Below are 21745 nucleotides of genomic sequence, written 5' to 3'. Positions count from 1 at the left end.
TTGAAGGGGCCCTTACTGTTGGTGTGCCTTGCGGTTTTCTTCAAGCATTTCAGCGCTTTTCCCTCCTGCTACAGGCCTGATGGCCGTGATCCGGCTGGCAATATTGAGAAATTCTCGGAGCGGGTCGCCGACTTGTGACGGGCCTCGATTGTGGCACGGCGTCGATTGCTATAGAGATGTAAGCGTATGGGGCTTCATATGTAAAAAACCAATGGCAGGGACAGGCTTATGGACAGCTTAGGGAAACATCTTGGATGGGGGTTGCTGGCACTGCTGGGCGCCAGCTCCCTCGGTTACATCGCCCTCAACAGGGGCGAGCAGATCAACGCGCTCTGGATAGTGGTCGCGGCTGTGTGCGTTTATCTTATCGCCTACCGCTACTACGGGCTCTTCATCGCCAAGCGGGTGCTGGCGGTCGACAGCAGCCGCATGACGCCGGCGGTGCGCCACAACGACGGTCTGGACTATGTGCCGACCGACAAGAAGGTGCTGTTTGGCCACCACTTCGCCGCCATCGCCGGCGCCGGTCCCCTGGTCGGCCCCGTGCTGGCGGCCCAGATGGGCTACCTGCCCGGCATGCTCTGGCTGCTGGCCGGGGTGGTACTGGCGGGGGCGGTGCAGGACTTCATGGTGCTGTTCGTCTCCACCCGTCGCGATGGTCGCTCCCTCGGCGAGCTGATCAAGTCGGAGATGGGCCCGGTCGCCGGGGTCATCGCCCTGGTCGCCACCTTCATGATCATGGTGATCATACTGGCGGTGCTGGCGATGATAGTGGTCAAGGCGCTCACCCACAGCCCCTGGGGCACCTACACTGTGGCCTTCACCATACCGCTCGCCATCTTCATGGGGATCTACACCCGCTACCTGAGACCGGGCCGCATCGGTGAGGTCTCCATCATAGGTCTGGTGTGCCTCATCTTCGCCATCGTCTCCGGTGGCTGGGTGGCCGAGAGCCAGACCTGGGCTCCCTACTTCGACTTCGACGGGGTGCAGCTGACCTGGATGCTGGTGGGCTACGGCTTCGTCGCCTCCGTGCTGCCGGTCTGGCTGCTGCTGGCGCCGCGGGACTACCTCTCCACCTTCCTCAAGATAGGCACCATCATAGGCCTGGCCATCGGCATACTGGTGACCCAGCCGACCCTGCAGATGCCGGCGCTGACCCAGTTCGTGGACGGGACAGGCCCGGTCTGGGCCGGGGATCTCTTCCCCTTCCTGTTCATCACCATCGCCTGCGGCGCCGTCTCCGGCTTCCATGCGCTCATCTCTTCCGGCACCACCCCCAAGATGCTGGCCAACGAGAACCAGGCCTGCTTCATCGGTTATGGCGGCATGTTGATGGAGTCCTTCGTCGCCATCATGGCGCTGGTCTCCGCCTGCGTCATCGATCCGGGCGTCTACTTCGCCATGAACAGCCCCCTGGCGGTGCTGGCACCGGCGGGCACCGCCGACGTGGTGGTCTCCGCCGCCGCCGTGGTGAGCAGCTGGGGCTTCCAGATCACCCCTGAGACCCTGACCCGCATCGCCAGCGAGGTGGGTGAGCAGAGCATCATCTCCCGTGCCGGCGGTGCCCCGACCCTGGCGGTCGGCATGGCCTACATACTGCACGGCGCCCTCGGCGGCCTGATGAACGTCGCCTTCTGGTACCACTTCGCCATCCTGTTCGAGGCGCTCTTCATCCTCACCGCCGTGGATGCCGGCACCCGGGCGGCGCGCTTCATGCTGCAAGATCTGCTGGGGGTCATCTCCCCCTCCCTGAAACGCACCGACTCCCTGCCGGCCAACCTGCTCGCGACCGCCCTTTGCGTGCTGGCCTGGGGTTACTTCCTGCATCAGGGGGTGGTGGACCCGCTCGGCGGCATCAACACCCTGTGGCCGCTGTTCGGCATCGCCAACCAGATGCTGGCGGGCATGGCGCTGATGCTGTGCGCCGTGGTGCTGTTCAAGATGAAACGTCAGGCCTATGCCTGGGTGGCCCTGCTGCCCACCAGCTGGCTGCTCATCTGCACCCTGTCGGCGGGTTGGGAGAAGACCTTCAGCGACAATCCCAAGCTCGGCTTCCTGGCCATAGCCAACAAGTTCCAGGCGATGATCGACAGCGGCACCATTCCGGCCCAGTACACCGAGTTCCAGCTGGCTCAGCTGGTGTTCAACAACCGCCTGGATGCGGGGCTGACCATCTTCTTCATGGGGGTGGTGGTGGTGCTCGCCGGCTTCTCCCTGAAGACGGCCCTCAAGGCGCTGCGAAACCCGCAGCCGACCGCCAACGAGACCCCCTATCAGCCGATGCCGGCGCAACAGGGTGCCACCCGGCCCCAGTCTGATGACGACGGCGATCTGGCTCCCAGCCTCAAGTAAGTCAGCAGGCCGGCACCCCAGGGTGCCGGCCCCTCATCGACGGCGAACAAGGAGCAAGCATGTTTGATACCCTGGCCAAGGCGGGCAAGTATCTGGGGCAGACCGCCAGGCTGATGGTGGGCGTACCCGACTACGACAACTATGTGCAGCACATGCGGCTGACCCACCCGGAGCAGACCCCCATGAGCCACGACGAGTTCTTTCGCGAACGCCAGGATGCCCGCTACGGCGGCAAGAATGGCGGGCGCTGCTGCTAATTAGGCCACCACCAGCGCGCACGCCCTGGCCTCGGCGCCGGCTGGATATAATCCCTTTTTCCACAGGACCTCAACATGACACAGGCTGTAGCGGTCACCCTGCTGACCGGTTTTCTCGGTTTCGGCTAGATATACGATCCCCACCTCACAGGATGTCCAACATGACACAAGCTGTAGCGGTTACTCTGCTGACCGGTTTTCTTGGCGCCGGCAAGACCACCTTGCTCAACCACTTCCTGCGCCACCATGCCGATGCCTCCGTGGCCATCCTCGAGAACGAGTTTGGCGCCGCCAATATCGACGGTGCCCTGCTGGAGGGAGGCTCGGGGGTCAGCGTGGTGGAGCTCAGCAACGGCTGCGTCTGTTGCAGCGTGCGGGGTGAATTTCGGGCCGCCCTGAGCGATCTGCTGGCCCGGCGGGCCGCGGGGGAGCTGAGGTTCGAGCGGTTGATCGTCGAGACCACAGGGCTCGCGGACCCTGCCCCCATCATCCAGACCTTCTTTGTCGAAGAAGAGTTGCGCGATGCCTTGCGCCTGGATGCCGTCATCACCCTGGTCGACTGTGAACACATAGGCCGCCAGCTGGATGAGCATCCGGTGGCGGCGGCCCAGATAGGCTTTGCCGATCGCATCCTGCTCACCAAGACAGATAGGGTGGACGGAGCGACCCGGGAGGCGGCCATAGTGCGAGTCCAGGGCATCAACCCCAAGGCGCAGATCATCGACATAGTGCGGGGGGAGTGTCCGGCCGGGCTCTGGCTCGATCTGGATGCCTTCGCCCTCAGCGACGAGCTGAGCCTAAGCCAAGGCATCAAGATAGTGCGTGAGGGCGGTCAGGGCGTCGAGGCGTTTGCGCCCCTCTCGGCCCGGCCCCGCTCCTGGCAGGATGTCATCTCGGCCCACCTGTTCGAGGGGGGCGAGCTGGACTTGAAGAAGATAGGGGCCTTCATGGAGCAGTGCATAGAGCAGCATGGCAACGACATGTTGCGCTACAAGGGAGTGCTGGCCATCGCCGGGGAGCCGCGCCGGCTGATAGTGCAGGGGGTGCACAGGGTGGCGGGGTTCGATTACGGCTCTCCCTGGGGTGACGAGGTGCCCTGCTCGCGGCTGGTGGTGATCGGTCGCTACCTGCCCCTGGAGGCGCTGGAAGAGGGGTTCGCCCTGGCCCGGGCCTGAGGAAACATGACAGATGCGTGAATCACTCAAACAGAAAATCATCCAGGTCTGCCACCAGAAGATCGGCCAGAAGGGGGAGGGGGTGGGCGTCTCCTTCTATGCCTTTTTCGCCAACAGGAACGACGATCCCGAACTGCTGATGGAGGCGGCGACCTGGTGGATCCAGACCCAGAGACTCGACCACTTCGAGAAGGCGCGCAAAATCATCGCGCTGGTCGAGGCCATGAAATAGGGCTGGGATGAAACAAGAAGGGCTCCTGATGAGGAGCCCTTCTTGTTTGCAGTGTGCAGCCATCGTCGCCGAATGGCCTTAGCTGGCTGGCGCCACGGCGGTCCGGCGGGAGAAGAAGAGACAGTCCAGCAGCCAGATGACCAGCATGGAAGCGCCCACCAGGGGGAAGCAGATCCCGAGCAGCACCAGCACGGCTATGGCGCCGCCCATGGGGGGCAACTTGGCGGGCAGGGGCGGGGCGGCGAGCCGGCCCTTGGGGCGGCGGCTCCACCAGATCCAGAGTCCGCTCACCGAGCTTGCCAGCACCATCAGGCAGATGATCAGCATGACGAGCTGGTGGGGCCAGCCGTAGATCTTGCCCATGTGCAGCATGACGCCGGTTTCCACCGTCTTGGCGACCGGACCGTAATCCTGCCAGCGCACGTCGGCCAGCACCTTGCCGCTGTATTGATCGATGTGCAGGGTGGCGTCGTTGCGCGGGTCATCGGCGAACAGGGCTATGGTATAGACGCCAGTGTCACCGACCGGCGGTGTGATGCTGTAACCCGGGTGAACCTTGCGCTCAGTGGCGATCTCCACTACCCGTTGCAGGGGGATGCGGTGGCTGGCCATGACCATGCCGTCGTGTTCCCCGCCATGGTTCATGGCGCTGTGATCATGGCTTTCCGGCGCCGGCTGCGAGCTCGGCATGGGGGTGTTCTCGACGGCCCAGGGCACAGTCTGTTCATGGGCATGGTTGAGGGTGCGGGCGAGAGGGGCGGATTTGGGCACCTCGTTCCACATGGCGGCCGGGAAACGATTCCAGACGTTGGCGAACTGATCGCCCCAGAAGCCGGTCCAGGTCATGCCGCTCAAGAGCAGCAGCAGCAGGAAACCCGCCCCCCAGAAGCCGACCACTGCGTGCAGATCGCGCCACCAGAGGCGTCCGCGCTGGTTCATTCTGGGCCAGAGGATGCCCCCTACGCCGGGTCCCTTGCGCGGCCACCACAGGTAGAGCCCGCTGACGAGCAGCACTATGCCCCAGCCGGCGGCCAGTTCGATCAGCCGATCCCCTGTGGTGCCGAGCAGCAGCTCCGCATGCAGGGCACGGGCCACCGCCTGCAGGTTCCATTGGTTGTCCATGGTGCCGAGCAGGGCGCCGCTGGCGGGATCCATGAAGAGGGTCAGCTCGCGCTCACCCTGATTGACGATGAGCTGGGCGCTCGCGTCGGTGGCCACGGGGGGCAGGTATTTGCGCAGGCTGGCATCTGGCATGGCGATCTTCGCCTTGGCCAGCAGTTGATCGGCGCTCAGGGCCTGGGTAGCGGGGGCCACCTTCATCAGCTCGGGGTAGAGCAGGTTGTCGAGCTGGGGCTTGTACAGGTACAGGATGCCGGTGAGGGAGAGCAGGATCAGAAAGGGGGCGACGAAGAGACCGGCATAGAAATGCCAGCGCCAGATCCTTTGGTAATAACTCGCGTCTTGATTCTTCATCTTTGATCCTTGCGCCCAGGCTAAAGGTTTCAGTTGGTGGAATGTTTGGTTGGCGCGGATGATAGCAGCAACGTTTTATTAACTGCAACAGAACATGCTGGCTCCGCCTTCACTTCGTTGCGCACAGAAACTGTGCCATTTGGCGTCGATGTCTGTCGGTGATGGCCTGGGCTCCATAGACTTTTTGCATATAAATCCTTACCTTGTTGCAACATCAGGCGGCGTCGGCGCGGCGAAAAATTCAGGGGAGGAGGGGGACGTGCACTTGCAACCACACGGCCATTTCGAGATGCAGCGACAGGGGCAGGTGCTGATTTGCCGCCCGAGCGGTCCCTTCAATCTGGCGGGCGCCATGGCCTATGAGGCTGCCTTCAGCCAGCAGATCGCAGGATTGCGCGATGCACCCTGGGGGATCGTCGAGGTGGCGACCGAGTTCGAGGCCGCCGGTCCCGAGGTACTGGCGCGCTTTCGTCGGCAGTTTGGCTGGTGCGCCGCCAATGGCTGCGCCTTTCTCGCGGTCGTGGTGGTGGGCGGGTTCAAACGCTATCTGGCGGATCAGGTCTTCAGCGAGTTGCCGTTCAGTACGGTGCGCTACTTCGAGCAGGAGGCGGCGGCCATCCGCTGGCTGGGGGAGCAGCTCGGCGGCGACGTCACACCGGTAAGCTGACCCGGCAGCCCGGGGCCGTCTTGTCTGCCCGTCTCATTCCAGCTTGATAAACCACTTGTCCCGCTCGTCGACACAGTCGGGCTCGCCCATCTCGAATTCGCGACAGATGAGGGGGCGCACCTCATAGATGCGGCACATCATGGTGTTGCGGTCCAAGGCCGCACACCAGCCATCTTCCAGCCGGCGCATCACGGGGATTTCCCCTTCCCTGTCGAGCACATAGCGATCCGGCACGCCGGTATCGGTAAAGAGCATCACTTCGAGGCGGCAGCAGCAGGCTTCGCAGTTCTGGCAGCTCACGTCGGTTTGGATTGCTTGGGTCATGGTGCCTGTCTTGCCGCATGGCGGCATCGAAATATATGAAACAGGCGCCTGTCAGGCGCCTGTGGTCTGGCTAAGGGCCTGTGAAGAACCTTAGCCCAGTTTGCGGGCGCGGTAGGTGCGCCCCTTGATCTTGCCTTCCTGCAGCCGCTTGAGGGCGGCGCTCGCCACCTGACGCTTGACCGCCACGTAGGAGTACTGCTCGGAGATCTGGATCTTGCCCACATCGGCGCCAGCAATGCCACCTTCGCCGGTCAGGGCGCCCAGGATGTCACCGGCCCGCACCTTGGTCTTGCGACCCGCATCGATGGAGAGGGTCACCATCTGCGGGGCTATCGGCTTGATGTCGCGGCCTATGGTGTCGAGATCCCCCAGCGGCATCGGCGCCTGCTGGTACTCCTCGATCAGGTTGACGCGCTGGGCTTCGTTGGGCTGATAGAGGCTCAGGGCCAGGCCCTGCTGGCCGGCACGACCGGTACGACCGATGCGGTGCACATGCACTTCAGGGTCATAGGTCAGCTCGTAGTTGATGACGGCGCCCAGCTCCTTGATGTCGAGGCCCCGGGCCGCTACGTCGGTCGCGACCAGTATGGTGGCGCTGCCGTTGGCAAAGCGGACCAGCACCTGATCCCGCTCCCGCTGTTCCAGATCGCCGTTCAGCGCCAGGGCCGAGAAGCCCTTGGCGGCCAGGTGATCGGCCACGTCGTTGCAGGCGCGCTTGGTGTTGCAGAACACCACGCAGGAGCTCGGCTGATAGTGGCTGAGCAGCCAGGTGAGGGCGTCGAGGCGCTGACCGGCGGGCACTTCATACAGCTTCTGTTCGATGGCGCTGCCCTCGTGCAGGGACTCCACACTCACCTCGACCGGGTTGCGCTGCACACCGCGGCTCATCTGGGCTATCCCCTCCGGATAAGTGGCGGAGAACAGCAGGGTCTGACGGCGCTCGGGGGCATAGCTGATGACGCGGTTGATGTCTTCGCCAAAGCCCATGTCCAGCATGCGATCTGCCTCGTCCAGCACCAGAGTCTCCAGGCTGGAGAGCTCCAGGGTACCCTGCTCCAGGTGCTTGAGAATACGACCCGGGGTGCCGACGGCGATGTGGGCGCCGAAGCTCAGGGTGGCGGACTGAGGTGCGGTCGGGGTGCCGCCACACAGGGTCACCAGCTTGACGTTCGGCAGGGCGCGGGCCAGACGACGGATCTCCTGAGCCACCTGATCCGCCAGCTCGCGGGTCGGACAGAGCACCAGGGCCTGTACGTCGACACGGTTGACGTTGAGGCGGGAGAGCAGGCCCAAGGCGAAGGCGGCAGTCTTGCCGCTGCCGGTTTTGGCCTTGGCGATCAGGTCTTTGCCTTCGAGTACCAGGGGCAGGCTCTGGGCCTGGATCGGGGTCATCTGCAGGTAACCCAGGCTGGTGAGGTTCTCTTGCAGGGCGGGGGAGAGATTGAGGCTGCTAAATTCGCTGTTGTTCACAAAAGGACTCTATTTCGGAGAAAACGGGGATGCGCGAGCGCTAAGGCCGCGCATCATACCAGAATGTGGCACCGGATGTGGCGGATTTTTGAACGCTTAAGCCGGTGCAACCTCAGGGCGGGTTCATCCGTCCCCGTGGCGACAGAGAGGTGCAACCGGGGTGGCACCTGGTGAATGTTTGCGGTCGTTCGCTAATTATTTATCAGGGGTAAACGTTTTCTATTCTGGTTGATTAAATTTCCTGGATGAAATAGGTGTCGTGCATGAGAAGGAGTGTTGCGAAAATGATACTGGAATATCCATTGGCGCTGTCAGCGCAATCAGAATATTCCTATCGACATGTTCTATAAGGCATTTTTAACTTGATGTTGCACGATTAATATACCGTTAATGGTTAATTAATTTAAAAACGTTTGTATTATCTCGCATACATATTATTGAGCCAGATTGTGATGGCTATCTGATTTTTAAATATACGATTCTTTATGATGGCGCCGGTCAAAAATAACAATTCATTCAGGTGCTACAGGTATGGAATACGTTCACTTTGTGCTTGGACTCGTGATGGTCCTCGCGTTGGCGTTGCTGGCAAACCGCCGCAACTGGAAACAGATCAAGCTGCGCTATATCGGGCAGCTGTTGGTGGTGGAACTGGCGCTGGCCTGGTTCATGCTGAACTCCGAAGTGGGCCTGGCGGTCGTGGGTGGCTTCGCCGCTGGCTTCACCAAGCTGATGGAGTTTGCCAAGCAGGGGACCGACTTCGTGTTCGGTGGCCTGGTCAACGAAGGAGCCTTCTCCTTCTTCCTGATGGTGCTGATGCCCATCGTCTTCATCTCTGTGCTGATCGGCATACTGCAGTACATCCGTCTGCTGCCCATCATCATTCGTGGCATAGGCACAGTGCTGGCCAAGATCAACGGCATGGGCAAGCTGGAGTCCTTCAACGCCATCAGCTCCATGATCGTCGGCCAGTCCGAGAACTTCATCGCGCTCAAGAACACCCTGCCGCACCTGAACGAGAAGCAGATGTACACCCTGGCGGCGACGGCCATGTCCACCGTCTCCATGTCCATCGTCGGTGCCTACATGCAGCTGATCGAACCGCGTTACGTGGTGGCCGCGCTGGTGCTCAACATGTTCAGCACCTTCATCGTGTTGTCGCTCATCAACCCGTACGAGCCGGACAACTCGGTCACCGACCTGAAGGCCATCGCCGAGGGTGACGAGCACCACACCCCGAAGAAAGAGAACTTCTTCGAGATGCTGGGGGAGTACATCATGGCCGGTTTCTCCGTTGCCGTGATAGTGGCCGCCATGCTGGTGGGCTTCATCGCCCTGATCGCCCTGATCAACTACCTGTTCGAGATGGCGTTTGGCGTCAACTTCCAGTACGTCATGGGCTACCTCTTCTACCCGATCGCCTGGATCCTCGGCATCCCGGGTGGTGAGGCGCTGCAAGCCGGCTCCATTATGGCGACCAAGCTGGTGACCAACGAGTTCGTGGCCATGATGGATCTGGGCAAGATTGCCGCCGATCTCTCGCCCCGCACCGTCGGCATCCTCTCCATCTTCATGGTGTCGTTCGCCAACTTCAGCTCCATCGGCATCATCGCCGGTGCGGTGAAGGCGCTGAACGAAGAGAAGGGCAACATGGTCTCCCGCTTCGGCCTGAAGCTGGTGTACGGCTCCACCTTGGTGAGCCTGCTCTCCGCCGTGATCGCCGGTGTGATGATCTAATCGCACCTCGCCATCACAATGACAAACCCCTGCCTCGGCAGGGGTTTGTTTTTTTGGGGCCGGTAACCACAGCAGCCAGCAGGGGGTGAATACAAACGCCAGTCCCGATGGCAGGGCATGGTGCCTATCGGGTGGAGTTAGCCGGCTGTGATTTAAAAAAATCAGTATGTTGCGGCGATAAAATGCCGACAATGGTCCCGTTAGCGTCGGCTTAGAACTTGCCTTTGAGCAGCCATTTGTCGAGGGCATTGGCGAAGCGCTGCTTGTCGGCGGCGTTGAAGGGGGCCGGGCCGCCGGTCTGTACCCCGGCCGAGCGCAGCTCCTCCATGAAGTTGCGCATGCCGAGCCGGGCCTGGATGGTCTCGCGGGTGTAGATCTCACCACGGGGATTGAGCGCCTCGCCGCCGGCATCGATCACCCAGGAGGCGAGGGGTATGTCGCCGGTGATCACCAGATCGCCGGGCTGAACCTGCTGGGCAATGACATGATCCGCCACATCGAATCCCTTCTCCACCTGTTGGGTCTTGATGAAGGGGGAGGGGGGGACCCGCAGCCCCTGATTGGCCACCAGCGTGGTGACGACCTGGGCGCGGTGGGCGGCGCGGTAGAGGATCTCCTTGACCGGAATGGGGCAGGCATCGGCATCGACCCAGATGGGCATGGCATGGTTTCCTGTAGTTGAAACGGGCATAAAACGAGAGCGGGCATGGTAGCACAGGCGCACCCTTCCCGGTGCGGGGCTGAGTCGGCCCCCGCTTTCGTGTAAGCTGGGGCCTGAGCATGAACGAGAAGGAGACGAGATGGATCGGGTGCCCAGTGACGTAATTTATGGTCTGACCCTGGATGGCAAGGGGGGCATGACCCCGCTGGCCACAGGCAGCGAGATCCCGGCAGCCCAGCCCAGCTGGGTGCATCTGGATTACGGCAATCCGGAGGCGGCCCGCTGGCTGTTGCAGACCCCCTTGCTCAATGACGCCGCGCGCGAATCCTTGCTCGGCCAGAGCAACAGGCCCAAGCTGGTGCGGATGGGGGAGACTGTGCTGCTGATCCTGCGTGGCATCAATCACAACAAGGATCACAGGCCCGAGGAGATGGTGGCGCTGCGCATCTACATCACCCCGGATTTCATCCTCAGCAGTCGCCGTCGCTCCCTGCTGTCGGAAAAAGATGTCTTCCAGCAGTTGGCGCTGGGGGGCGGCGCCATCTCTACCGCCGACTGGCTGGTGGAGATCTGCGATGCCCTGACCGACAGGGCGGGGGAGTTTGTCGAGGAGCTGCACGATCAGATCCTTGAGCTGGAAGAGATAGTGCTGATGCGTGAATTGCCCGCCAACGGCCGACTGGCGCGGATCCGCAAGCAACTCATCATGATCCGCCGTTACCTCTCTCCCCAGCGGGATCTGGTGGCGCGCCTCGCCAACGAGAAGCTCACCTGGCTGGATGAGGATGACAGGCGGCGCCTGCTCGATATCGCCGATCGACTGCGCCGCTGGCTGGACGATCTGGACGCCGGGGTGGCTCGCTCTGCCGTGCTGGCGGACGAGATCAACAACCTGACGGCGGAGGCCACCAACCGCCGTGCCTACCAGATGTCGGTGATGGCGCTGATGTTCCTGCCCGCCAGCTTCCTGACCGGCCTGTTTGGCATCAACCTGGGTGGCATCCCCGGGGCAGAGAGCCCGACCGCCTTCTGGATCTTCTGCGGATCTCTGGTGGGGCTGGCGACCGGGCTGGCGGTCTGGCTCAAATATCGACGCTGGTGGTAAGGAGCGCGCATGACGACATGGGAATCCTTTGGTGTGACCCTGCTGCTGTTGCTGGGACACACCCTGATCCGCGGCCTCATTCACAAGAGCCTGATGGCGCTAGGACAGAGCCGACAGGTGAGCGAAAACCGGGTGCTCTATGTGGAGCATGTGTTCCACTTCCTGCTCGGCTGCGCCACCCTGCTGATCCTGGTGGGGGTGTGGGGGCTCGACTTCTCCCGGCTGGTGGTGCTCGCCTCCTCCTTCTTTGCCGTGCTCGGCGTCGCCATGGTGGCGCAGTGGTCGATCCTCTCCAACATCACCGCCAGCATCACCATCTTCTTCGCCTTCCCCTACAAGATCGGCGACCGGATCCGCATCCTCGACAAGGATGACTCAGTCACCGGCGTCATCACCGAGATAGGCCTGTTCTACCTGCGGGTGAGGGATGACAACGGCGATCTGGTGACCTACCCGGCCAACCTGATCCTGCAAAAGCCGGTCAGGCGGCTGGAGGGCAAGGAAGCCGAGCCACTGCAGCCGGAATGAGAAAAGGCTCCCTTGGGAGCCTTTTTGCTGGCATCGGTCTCAACGCTCGAAGAAGCGATAGAGGTGCTCGACCTGGATGGGGCAATCGGCTACCAGGTGGATATGGTCGCGAGCCTCTTCGGTCGAGGAGAAACTCATCGGGCAACCCAGGGTGTCCGTCATCATATAGAGATGGCCGTCCTGACCCCGAAACTCCACTACCCAGCCGGGGGAGATGATGTCATGCATGATCTCCGCCTCCCTGAATCTGTGCTGCTGGTGAAGCGCACGCAATTCGCTGACTGTCATGACATCCTCCTGTGACTCATGGCACCACCCTCAAGTCTAGTCGCCGCGGCGGTCGCAGGCCCGGATCACCGGATGGCGGCGCATCAAGCCGCCTGGGGCTCCCGTGGTGGCTGCAGGGCGATCAGCAGTTCCCCGGCCACTGGCGCCACCGGGCCTGTGACGACCCGGGGTTTTCCCCTGGTATCGACGATGAACAGGGGAATGGCGCCGGGATTGGCGTCCTGATACTGGGTCCAGTCGAAGGCCTCGCTCAGGCGGGTCGCCTTGATCTGGCCGCCCCGGCTCAGCAGGCCGCTCAGGCGGGCGAAATTCATCTCGGGCCCGAACAGATCCTGGCGTGCGCGGAAGGTGGCGCTCTCCCGGTTCGCCTTGCCGTGCTGCTCGCTGGAGCGCAGGGAGTGGACTTTTTCCTCCCCGTACAGGTGGGCAAAGTGCAGCACCCCCAGGGCGTTGTTATGACGGTTGGGGGAAAGGGCCAGCACCGTATGTATGCTGGTGAGGGGCAGGTGCAGCTCGGCGTGTTCCGACTGTGGATTGCCGAAGTAGCAGGGCAGGCCGCTCATGCGGGCCAGCTTGCAATGTTCCCAGGCCGGATCGGAGAGATGGACGGGTATGCCCTGATCCGCCAGCGCCCGGCCTATGGCGCGGGCCACCGAATTGGCGCCGATCAGCAGCCAGGTGTCGGGAGCGGGCTGGCGCATGCCGAGCAGCCTGGCCAGAGGGGTCGCCGTCAGGCTCTGCAACACCACTGTGAAGATGATGACGGCAAACACCAGGGGCACCAGCTTGTCGGCATCTTCAATGCCGGCTTCGTGCATGCTGATGGCAAAAGAGGCGCTGACCGCCGCCGCCACTATGCCGCGGGGGGCTATCCAGGCGAGCAGGGCCCGGGCGCGCCAGGGGAGATCCGATCCCAGGGTCGAGACCAGGATGCAGAGCGGGCGGGCCACGAACTGCACCACGCACAGCAGTACCAGCACCATGGGGCCGAGCTGCCAGAGCTGGGCCAGATCGAGGCGGGCCGCCAGCAGTATGAAGAGGGAAGAGATGAGGATGACCGCCAAATCCTCCTTGAATGCCAGCACCTCCTCCAGATCCAGTCCCTCCTGATTGGCGAGCCAGATGCCGAACACCGTCACCGCCAGCAGCCCGGACTCGTGGCTGAGCCAGTCCGACAGGGTGAAGGTGACCAGCACCAGGGCCAGCACCCCGAACTTGTGCAGGCTGACCGGCAACCAGTCCTTGCGCATGATCAGTGTGGTGATCCAGCCGGCCGCTACCCCGATCAGCGAACCCACTCCCACCGTCTTGGCCAGGGCCAGCAGGGTGTGATCGATGAGATCCCCCTGGCTGCCGAGGCGCACCGCCTCGAACACCAATACCGCAAACAGGGCGCCGATGGGGTCGATGACTATCCCCTCCCAGCGAAGGATCTTGTCCACCTCCCGCACCGGCCGAATGACGCTGAGCATGGGAGCGACCACGGTCGGCCCTGTCACCACCAGCACGGCCCCGAGCACCATGGCGACCCGCCAGTCCAGCCCCAGCAACCAGTAGCTGGCGGCGCCTATGACGGCGAAGCTGACCAGCATGCCGGTGGAGCAGAGGTTGCGCACCACCTTGCCTATCCCCTTGAGCTCGGTCAGGTGCAGGGTCAGGGCCCCTTCAAACAAGATGATGGCGACCGAGAGCGACACCAGCGGAAACAGCAGCTCCCCCAGCAGTTGATCCGGGTCGAGCACGCCTGTCACCGGGCCAAGCAAGAGGCCGCTCAGCAGCAGGAACAGGATGGCGGGAACCCGCAGTGACCAGGCGAGCCACTGGGCGAGCAGGGAGATCAGGGCGATCCCGGCGAGAGAGAGTGCAATCATGCCAACCTCGGGTGGGTAATGGGGTTGGGAGTAGTGTAGCGGGGAAGGAGGGCAAATTGACACCCGGTAGAGGCGGCCTCGGGGAGGCCGGTATCCCGGGAGTAACCTCAGCGGGCTGGCCTGATCAGATGGGGCTCTCTTTGTGGAGTTCGGTGACGCAGTCGGTCACCGCCAGCACCAGTGCGGAGCGCACCATCTGATCGAGCCGGTTGAGCTGCATTTGATAGAGGGGCCAGTCCTCCTCGTTGGCCGGGGGATCCTGCGGCATCATGCTGGTCTGATGGATGGCATGCAGGCGGCTTAGCAGGTCGCGGATCGGCTTGTCGCTGAAGCGATAATCCTTGGGGTCGCGCACCAGAAAATCTCGGATCTTCACGTAGGCCTCGAGATCCTGGTAGTGCTCGAGGGAGATGAGGCCGAGGGCGAAGATGAGCTTGAGGCGCACCTCCAGCTGGCCGAGGGGGCCGCTCTGATTGAGCAGGGGTTCGATGGCGTATTTGACGGCATACTCCTCCTGGCGGAACGCGCGCCGCATCAGGGAGTCGACCGCCTCTTCCAGGATGGTCACGACCTCGAGAAAGAAGCCGCGAGGGCCATCCTGCTCGTTGAGTCGCTCCAGTACATCATCTTCCTGGTGTGTGGTCATAGGTGCTTAAGGTCCGGCTGACTGGGAGAGAGAGTGCCTCTCTCCCGGTTTTTATCATATGGGGCGGCGTCACTCGCCATGCGCTCGGGCTGCCGGCGAGTGCGCCCCATGGGATCACTTCAAGGTGTCATAACGGGCGACGATGGCGCGCACTATGTCGCTGCCTTCATCCAGCCCGGTCACCCGGGCCAGGGTCCTGGCCGGGCCCAGCTCCGCCAGCAGGGCCTGCAGCTCCACCGCCTGGGGATCATCGTCGTTGTGGTAGTGCAATGCCGCGGCTATCCCCTCCTGCAGGTGGTCGCTCGGCAGGCCGTACTCCAGGGTACCGAGCAGCGGCTTCACCAGCCTGTCCCCCGCCGCCAGCTTGCGCAGCGGCTGACGGCCGACCCGGTCGATTTCATCCACCAGATAGGGGTTGGCGAAGCGGGACAGGATCTTCTCTATGTAGGCGGCATGCAGGCGCGGATCGAAGCCGTAGCGTTTCACCAGCACGGCCCCGCTCTCTTCCATGGCGCGGCGCACCTTGCTGCGGATGAGCGGATCCTCGATCGCCTCCCGCACAGTGCGATAGCCCCGCAGCTTGCCGAGGTAGGCGGTGACTATGTGCCCTGTGTTGAGGGTGAACAGCTTGCGCTCGACGAAGGCCATCAGGTTGTCGGTGGGCTCCATGCCCGCCACCTGGGGCAACGCCCCCTTGAACTGGGTCTGGTCGACGATCCACTCGCTGAAGCTCTCCACCGTCACCTCCAGCGGATCATCGTTGGCCGCGGCGGGCGGCACTATGCGATCCACCGCCGAGTCGACGAAGCCGACGCAGTTGTCGAGGGTGGCATGATACGCGACCGGCAGGTACTTGAGTACCTCCTGCTTGAGGTGGCTGGTGCCGCGCACCATGTTCTCGCAGGCGATGACGTTCAGCGGGGTCAGGTTGCCGGCATCGAAGCGGGCCTGCAGCCCCTTGGCCAGGGTGCTGGCTATCTTGTCCAGTATGTTGGGGCCCACCGCCGTGGTCACCAGATCGGCGGTGATGATACGGGCTATTACCTCGTACCCGGCCGAGCTGACGGCGGCCACGTTGCGCACCACGTCCAGCTTCTGATCCGTGCCCACCACGTGCACCTTGTACTCCTGGCGGTGATTGAGCTGATCGATCAGGGTCTCGTTGACGTCGGCGAAGGTGACCTGATGGCTGGCGTCCGCCAGCAGTTTTCCGATGAAGCCACGGCCTATGTTGCCGGCACCAAAATGCAATGTTTTCATGATATTAACCTCTATAACCAAAGACGATGAAGGACGATTAGGCAGCCTGTTCGGCCCCCAGCAGATCCAGGAACTCCTGGGGATCCTGGGTGCTGGCCAGCCGGTCGATGAGACCGGGTTCATCCAGTGCATTGGTCAGGCGGGTTATGACCTGCATGTGTTCGTCATTGCGGGCGGCGATGCCGATCACCAGGCGCGCCACCTCGTCGGCGGCTTCGCCAAAGGCGACCCCGGCCGGGTACTGGCAGATGACGATGCCGGTACGCTTCACGTGCTCCTTGGCGGCTATGGTGCCGTGGGGGACGGCGATGGACTCGCCGAGGTAGGTGGATACCAGCTGCTCGCGCTCCAGCATGGCGTTGACGTAGTCGGGCGCCACATAGCCCCGCTCCGCCAGCAGCTTGCCAGCAGCCCGGATGGCGGCCTCCTTGTTGTCGGCCTTGAGACCCAGGTGCACGTCCTGAAGGCTCAGGGTGAAGACCTCGGCGGCCTGCGGCTCGTAGCTGTCGTCGTTGGCCGCCACCAGCAGTTGCGGGTTGGCCACGTCGTCGTTGGCGGCCCTGGCCAGGCTGAGGTTCTGCACCAGCTCCTGATAGAGGGCGTTGTCGAGGAAGTTGGAGAGGGAGATATGGTGAGCGTGAGGCGCATGGCGACGGGCCCGCTCGGTCAGATCCTTGTGGGTGATGACCCAGTCCACCTGATCGTCGAGCTGATCGATGGCGCGATTGGTCACGCTGATGTTGAGCCCGGCGGCCTGCACCCGCTTGCGCAGCAGGCCGGCGCCCATGGCGCTGGAGCCCATGCCCGCATCGCAGGCGACCACTATATTGCGCACCGCAGTCAGCTCGGCACCCGGCTTCTTGGCCGCAGTGGTCTCGGGTTTGGCACCCTTCATGCTCTTCATCTTGCGGGTGGCTTCACCCAGGGCATCGGCCTCGTCGGCTTCTGGCTGCTGGGCACGGACGAACACGGCGGCGACCAGGAAGGAGACGGTGGCGGAGGCGATGATGGAGAGCAGCACCCCGATGAGGGAGGCTTTCGGCGTCATCAGCAGCACGGCGAAGATGGAGCCCGGGGAGGCCGGGGAGACCAGACCGGCGTTGAACAGGGTCAGGGTGAAGACCCCTGTCATGCCACCGGCGATCACCGCCAGGATGAGGCGCGGGTTCATCAGCACGTAGGGGAAGTAGATCTCGTGGATGCCACCGAAGAAGTGAATGATGGAGGCACCGGCGGCGGACTGCTTGGCGGCGCCACGGCCGAACACCATGTATGCCAGCAGCACCCCCAGACCCGGACCCGGGTTCGCCTCGATCAGGAAGAAGATGGAGCGACCCTGCTCGGTGGCCTGCTGGATCCCCAGCGGCGAGAAGATGCCGTGGTTGATGGCGTTGTTGAGGAAGAGGATCTTGGCCGGTTCGACGAAGATGGAAGTCAGCGGCAGCAAACCGTGGGCGACCAGGAAGTCGACGCCACCGGCCAGGGCGCCGGAGAGCACCTTGACGAAGGGACCTATGACGAAGAAGGCGAGGATGGCGCACAACATGCCGATGATGCCGGCGGAGAAGTTGTTGACCAGCATCTCGAAGCCGCTCTTGACCCGACCTTCCATCGCCTTGTCGAAGCGCTTGATGGCCCAGCCACCCAGGGGGCCGACCATCATGGCGCCCATGAACATGGGGATGTCGGTCCCCACGATGACGCCCATGGTGGTGATGGCACCGACCACGGCACCTCGCTCACCCCCGATCAGCTTGCCGCCGGTATAGCCGATGAGCAGGGGCAGCAGGTAGGTGATCATGGGGCCGACCAGCTTGGCCAAGGTTTCGTTTGGCAGCCAGCCGGTGGGGATGAAGAGTGCGGTAATGAAGCCCCAGGCGATGAAGGCGCCTATGTTGGGCATGACCATATTGGACAGGAAGCGTCCAAAATTCTGTATCTTGACTTTGGTATCCGGTGATAACATGTCGGGACCCCGTTTTAAGCCTGTGTGATTGAAAGTGGTAGTCGGGATGACGGGTTTTGCCGAACCCCCATCCCTGTCGTCTAAGCAACTTCAATCTACCAGCTTGTGATCAAATTAGGCTGAAAACGGGGTGTCTTGTGACCCAGCTCTCAAATACCCCGACCTCCCCCCTCCCTTCATGGTGATGCTGATCACATTCAGGCGCTGTAGTTTGGCTACATTTCGATCTTTCCCGTCGTGAACGGCTTTTTAATGTGACTCGGATCACTTTTTGTCGTTTGCGCAAACCACATGTCAATGTGATTGCTATCACATATCTTTCATTTGTAGCCAATTGGAGCATGCCTGGTGACGGCAATTCAGAGGGTGACGACGATGGATTTCGCATCATCATCAACTACTAATCAATGAATCAGTGGTTTTGTAACCCACTTTCAGTTTTGCTCCCCGCGCTTTCGGCCACTTGGGCGCTGTCCCGCCTCCTTTGGTTGGTCCTGATGGCCTCCCTGGCGACGCCTGCCAATACCCGCTGCGAAAAATGGGAGTGTCGGCACAGCCACAAGCACAGGTAGGGGTCGACCCAGCCCATCCACACCCCCTGAGGCTGCTGCCCAGGTTGCCGCGCCCATAAAAAAGCCCGCAATGTTGCGGGCTCTTGGCGTGCAGGGGCGCGGGGCTTATTCCGCCTTGGGGGCCGCGTCGGCCGCCGCCTCGCTGCTCTCGCTTGCTGTGCTCTCGGCCGCCGGTGCTTCCGGTGCCGGACCCGGCACCAGGGCCACCGCCGGCTTGGCGATGAGGGAGCGGGTCTCTTCCACCGCCTCGCTCAGCTTCACCTCGATGATCTGGCCCAGCTCATAGACCACTTCGGTCTTGTCCAGGTAGACGCGACCGTTGTCCCAGTTGCACTCCAGCCTGTCCTTGTTGTCCAGGATATGGCGGGCGGGCATGAAGACCACGGCGCCGTTCTCCTGCAGACGCAGCTTGAGGCCGGCCCGCATCACATCGATGATCTCGGCGTTGAACAGCTGATCGGTACCGGCGGCGGCCTGGAGGTAACGGACATAGAGCCAGTCGCCGATGTCGCGCTCCACCCTGCGGTGCAGGCGGCGGCACTCGGTCAGGTGTTCGGTCAGTTCCTGGCTCGGACGCTCACCCGGGGTCTTGCCGGCGATGACGGCCTTGAGCAGACGATGGTTGACCATATCGCCGTACTTGCGGATCGGGGAAGTCCAGGTGGCGTAAGCATCCAGCCCCAGGCCGTAGTGGGCACCCGGCTCGGCGGACATCAGCGCATAGCTCTGGAAGCGGCGGATCTTGCCGTCCAGCCAGCGGGTGTCCAGGCTGTCGATCCAGCGGCGCAGGGCGCAGAAGCCGGTCAGGCTGGCGATCTCTTCCTTCTCGAACGGCGCCTCGGCGCTCTTGAGCAGGTCGATGGCGCCGTCGAGGGACTCCTCGTCAAAACCGGTGTGGACGTTGAAGATGCCGTAGCCGACGCTCTTGCCCAGCACGCGACCGGCGCAGATGTTGGCGGCTATCATCGACTCTTCGATCATCCGGTTGGCGATGCGGCGCGGCTCCACATGGATGGCCAGCACGGCGCCGTTCTCACCCAGTTCGAAGTCGTAGTCGGGACGGTCCGGGAACACCAGGGCGTGCTCGGTACGCCACTTGATCCGCGCCTCCGTCATGGCTTTCATCAGCGGCAGCTGGGCCAGGACGCCAGCGTCTATGTCCAGCGCCTTGCCGTGCTCGGCCCAGTCGGAGACGTCGTCATAGTTCAGACGAGCGTGGGAGACGATGCGGGCGGCGAAGAATTCGGTCTCTTCCAGCAGCAGGCCATCCTCGGCGATCAGCAGACGTGCGCACAGGGTGTTGCGCTCCTCGCCCTCTTTCAGGGAGCAGAGCTCGTCGGAGAGGGTGCGCGGTATCATGGGCACATTGCGGCCCGGCATGTAGACGGTGAAGGCGCGCTTGGCGGCTTCCTGGTCCAGCTCGCTGCCTTCGGCCACATAGGCGGTCGGATCGGCGATGGCGACCAGCAGCTCCCAGCCGTTGTCCAGTTTGCGGATGGAGAGGGCGTCATCCATGTCCTTGGTCTTGGCGCCATCTATGGTGAAGAAGGGCACCTGGGTCAGATCGCGACGGGGCAGCTCTTCCTCTTCGATGACGTTCCACTCGGGCAGGTCCGCCGGCTCGATCTGGGCCAGGTTGTGGCGCGCCAGCACTACCCACCAGGGCACGTTGTGATCGTCCTTGTCGGCGATGAGCTGGGTTATCTCGGCGGAGAAGTTGCCATCCACCAGGGCGTGACGCTTGAGGGTCGCCACCACCCAGTCCCCTTCCTTGAAGGACTTCTCGTCCAGACCCTTCTTGGCGCGGGCCTTGATGGCGTCCTTGATGAGGGGGTGATCAGGCACCACGTTGAGGCGGTCGCGGAACATCTTGACGCGGCCGACGAAGCGGACCACGGCCTGCTCCAGCAGGGCATCCGGCTCGGCCACTTCCTTCTCTTTCTCGGTACGGATCAGGGCGCTCACCCGGTCACCGTGCATCACCTTCTTCATGTAGGGAGGCGGCACGAAATAGCTGGTCTTCTCATCGACCTCCAGGAAGCCGAAGCCCCGATCGGAGGCGCGAATAACACCCTCTTTCTTGGGGATGTTTTCGCGGATTTGTTGCTTGAGCTGGGCCAGCAGCGGATTGTCTTGGAACATAAGTGAGGAACCTGAAGTGGAAAACCTGGGTGGAGACCTGATGAAGGATCGCCCAGCACTATACGTTTTTACCCCTCCAAAGCCAAGGTGAATGGCCCGCTCAGCGGGGTTGCAGTGCCCGGCGACCCTGCTCGATCAGGCGCAATGAGATCTGCTTGTGCAGCCCCCGCTCCAGCACCCAGCGGTGCCAGTAGAGGCGCTCGACCAGGTGGAGATCCGGGCTGAGATCGAGCAGCAGCCCCTGTGCGAGCTGTTGGCGGATCTGCAACTCGGGGATGAGACAGCAGGCCAGCCCCTGCTCGGCCATGGCGACGAAGGCCTCCGACGAGCGCACCGTGTGGCAGGGGTAGCCGCCGGGGGCCAGGGCGAAGTGGCGGGCCATGAAGCTGACGTGCATGTCGTCGCGCTGATCGAAGGCGACCGCCGGTGCCTTGGCCAGTGCCGCCGGGGTGAGCCCCTTGGGGAAGTGGCGGGCGACGAAGGCGGGGCTGGCGGTCAGCAGGTAGCGCATCTCGCCGAGCTCGTCGACGCAGCAACCGGCCAGGGCCTGCGGCTGCAGGCTGACTGCGCCGAACGCCTGGCCCTCGCGCACCTTGTCGAGGGTGCGGCTCTCGTCATCCACCAGCAGGTTCAGCTCTATGGGGTGCTGTTCCAGCAGGGGGGCCAGGGCGGGCAGAAACCAGGTGGCCAGGCTGTCGGCGTTGACGGCTATGCTGACCCGGATCGGCGCCTGGGGCTCGCTGGGGGAGAGTTCGCCCGCCAGCTCCAACTCCAGCTGGCGTACCTGACGGTAGTGGGCCAGCAGCTTCTGCCCGAGGGCCGTGGCCTGCAGGGGCTGGCTGCGGATGATCAGCGGCTCGGCAAACTGCTGCTCCAGCTGCTTGATGCGCTGGGAGATGGCGGACTGGGTGATGTGCAGACGCTGGGCGGCGCGCTCGAAGTTCTGCTCCTGCATCACGGCATCCAGTGCCAGCAGCAGCTTGTAGTCCAGCGTCTTCATCAGCATTCCTTATCAG

At 62.9% G+C, this 21745-nt stretch carries 19 protein-coding genes; 8 read left to right on the top strand and 11 right to left on the bottom strand.

Annotated features, from left to right (window positions below; genetic code table 11):
- Positions 1-228 precede the first annotated feature (228 nt).
- The 4 genes from cstA (at position 229) to G4923_RS04800 (ending at position 4019) form a co-directional block, all read left to right on the top strand.
- On the top strand, positions 229-2355 hold the full coding sequence (gene cstA / locus G4923_RS04815) for a pyruvate/proton symporter CstA (RefSeq protein ID WP_163135762.1): 2127 nt from the start codon (positions 229-231) through the stop codon (positions 2353-2355).
- A gap of 59 nt (positions 2356-2414) precedes the next feature.
- A complete protein-coding gene (locus G4923_RS04810; RefSeq protein ID WP_025325546.1) occupies positions 2415-2612 on the top strand; it encodes a YbdD/YjiX family protein in 198 nt (65 codons plus the stop codon).
- A gap of 161 nt (positions 2613-2773) precedes the next feature.
- The gene (locus G4923_RS04805; RefSeq protein ID WP_163135761.1) at positions 2774-3787 is read left to right on the top strand and encodes a CobW family GTP-binding protein; all 1014 of its coding nucleotides are present in this window, start codon (positions 2774-2776) and stop codon (positions 3785-3787) included.
- Between the two features lie 13 nt (positions 3788-3800).
- A complete protein-coding gene (locus G4923_RS04800; protein ID WP_111910688.1) occupies positions 3801-4019 on the top strand; it encodes a DUF6500 family protein in 219 nt (72 codons plus the stop codon).
- Positions 4020-4097: 78 nt separating this feature from the next.
- On the opposite strand, the gene G4923_RS04795 is transcribed toward G4923_RS04800, so the two are convergent.
- Complete coding sequence (locus G4923_RS04795; protein WP_163135759.1) at positions 4098-5492, bottom strand: PepSY-associated TM helix domain-containing protein; 1395 nt, start codon at positions 5490-5492, stop codon at positions 4098-4100.
- A 259-nt stretch (positions 5493-5751) separates the two neighbouring features.
- On the opposite strand from G4923_RS04795, the gene G4923_RS04790 reads away from it, so the two are divergent.
- Positions 5752-6159 carry a hypothetical protein gene (locus G4923_RS04790; protein WP_106885105.1) on the top strand — a complete coding sequence of 136 codons (408 nt, stop codon included), beginning with the start codon at positions 5752-5754 and terminating at the stop codon, positions 6157-6159.
- A gap of 33 nt (positions 6160-6192) precedes the next feature.
- Here G4923_RS04790 and G4923_RS04785 read toward each other — a convergent pair whose 3' ends face one another.
- Both G4923_RS04785 and dbpA read right to left on the bottom strand, forming a co-directional pair.
- Positions 6193-6483 (bottom strand): YkgJ family cysteine cluster protein, encoded by a 291-nt coding sequence (locus G4923_RS04785; protein WP_041206500.1) that lies wholly within the window; start codon positions 6481-6483, stop codon positions 6193-6195.
- Between the two features lie 90 nt (positions 6484-6573).
- A complete protein-coding gene (gene dbpA / locus G4923_RS04780) occupies positions 6574-7953 on the bottom strand; it encodes an ATP-dependent RNA helicase DbpA (protein ID WP_106885104.1) in 1380 nt (459 codons plus the stop codon).
- A gap of 531 nt (positions 7954-8484) precedes the next feature.
- Between dbpA and G4923_RS04775 the strand changes: the two genes are divergently transcribed.
- On the top strand, positions 8485-9690 hold the full coding sequence (locus tag G4923_RS04775) for a NupC/NupG family nucleoside CNT transporter (protein WP_163135757.1): 1206 nt from the start codon (positions 8485-8487) through the stop codon (positions 9688-9690).
- A gap of 211 nt (positions 9691-9901) precedes the next feature.
- Here the strand turns inward: G4923_RS04775 and G4923_RS04770 are convergent, their stop codons facing one another.
- Positions 9902-10351 carry a YaiI/YqxD family protein gene (locus tag G4923_RS04770; protein WP_111910685.1) on the bottom strand — a complete coding sequence of 150 codons (450 nt, stop codon included), beginning with the start codon at positions 10349-10351 and terminating at the stop codon, positions 9902-9904.
- A gap of 139 nt (positions 10352-10490) precedes the next feature.
- Here G4923_RS04770 and zntB point away from each other — a divergent pair, with 139 nt between their 5' ends.
- Complete coding sequence (gene zntB / locus G4923_RS04765; protein WP_106885101.1) at positions 10491-11456, top strand: zinc transporter ZntB; 966 nt, start codon at positions 10491-10493, stop codon at positions 11454-11456.
- A gap of 9 nt (positions 11457-11465) precedes the next feature.
- Positions 11466-11984, top strand: a complete 519-nt coding sequence (locus G4923_RS04760) for a mechanosensitive ion channel domain-containing protein (RefSeq protein ID WP_163135755.1) — start codon at positions 11466-11468, stop codon at positions 11982-11984.
- A gap of 39 nt (positions 11985-12023) precedes the next feature.
- Here the strand turns inward: G4923_RS04760 and G4923_RS04755 are convergent, their stop codons facing one another.
- From G4923_RS04755 to G4923_RS04725, 7 genes are all read right to left on the bottom strand, one after another.
- On the bottom strand, positions 12024-12272 hold the full coding sequence (locus G4923_RS04755; RefSeq protein ID WP_025325558.1) for a hypothetical protein: 249 nt from the start codon (positions 12270-12272) through the stop codon (positions 12024-12026).
- 83 nt (positions 12273-12355) lie between these two features.
- Positions 12356-14143 (bottom strand): cation:proton antiporter, encoded by a 1788-nt coding sequence (locus G4923_RS04750; protein ID WP_163135753.1) that lies wholly within the window; start codon positions 14141-14143, stop codon positions 12356-12358.
- A 124-nt stretch (positions 14144-14267) separates the two neighbouring features.
- The gene (locus G4923_RS04745; protein WP_163135751.1) at positions 14268-14789 is read right to left on the bottom strand and encodes an MltR family transcriptional regulator; all 522 of its coding nucleotides are present in this window, start codon (positions 14787-14789) and stop codon (positions 14268-14270) included.
- A 114-nt stretch (positions 14790-14903) separates the two neighbouring features.
- Positions 14904-16049, bottom strand: a complete 1146-nt coding sequence (locus G4923_RS04740) for a mannitol-1-phosphate 5-dehydrogenase (protein ID WP_163135749.1) — start codon at positions 16047-16049, stop codon at positions 14904-14906.
- A 37-nt stretch (positions 16050-16086) separates the two neighbouring features.
- Entirely contained in the window at positions 16087-18015 is a 1929-nt protein-coding gene (locus G4923_RS04735; protein WP_163135747.1) for a PTS mannitol transporter subunit IICBA, read from the bottom strand.
- 677 nt (positions 18016-18692) lie between these two features.
- Positions 18693-20729 (bottom strand): exoribonuclease II, encoded by a 2037-nt coding sequence (locus G4923_RS04730; protein ID WP_139744093.1) that lies wholly within the window; start codon positions 20727-20729, stop codon positions 18693-18695.
- A 100-nt stretch (positions 20730-20829) separates the two neighbouring features.
- Positions 20830-21729 carry a LysR family transcriptional regulator ArgP gene (locus tag G4923_RS04725; protein WP_163135745.1) on the bottom strand — a complete coding sequence of 300 codons (900 nt, stop codon included), beginning with the start codon at positions 21727-21729 and terminating at the stop codon, positions 20830-20832.
- Positions 21730-21745: the final 16 nt, after the last annotated feature.

Origin of the sequence: Aeromonas rivipollensis (assembly GCF_010974825.1) — a bacterium.
In the GTDB taxonomy this organism is placed as follows: domain Bacteria; phylum Pseudomonadota; class Gammaproteobacteria; order Enterobacterales; family Aeromonadaceae; genus Aeromonas; species Aeromonas rivipollensis.
The sequence above is the reverse complement of the archived record's forward strand: the minus strand, read 5'-3'. Positions and strand labels throughout refer to the sequence as shown.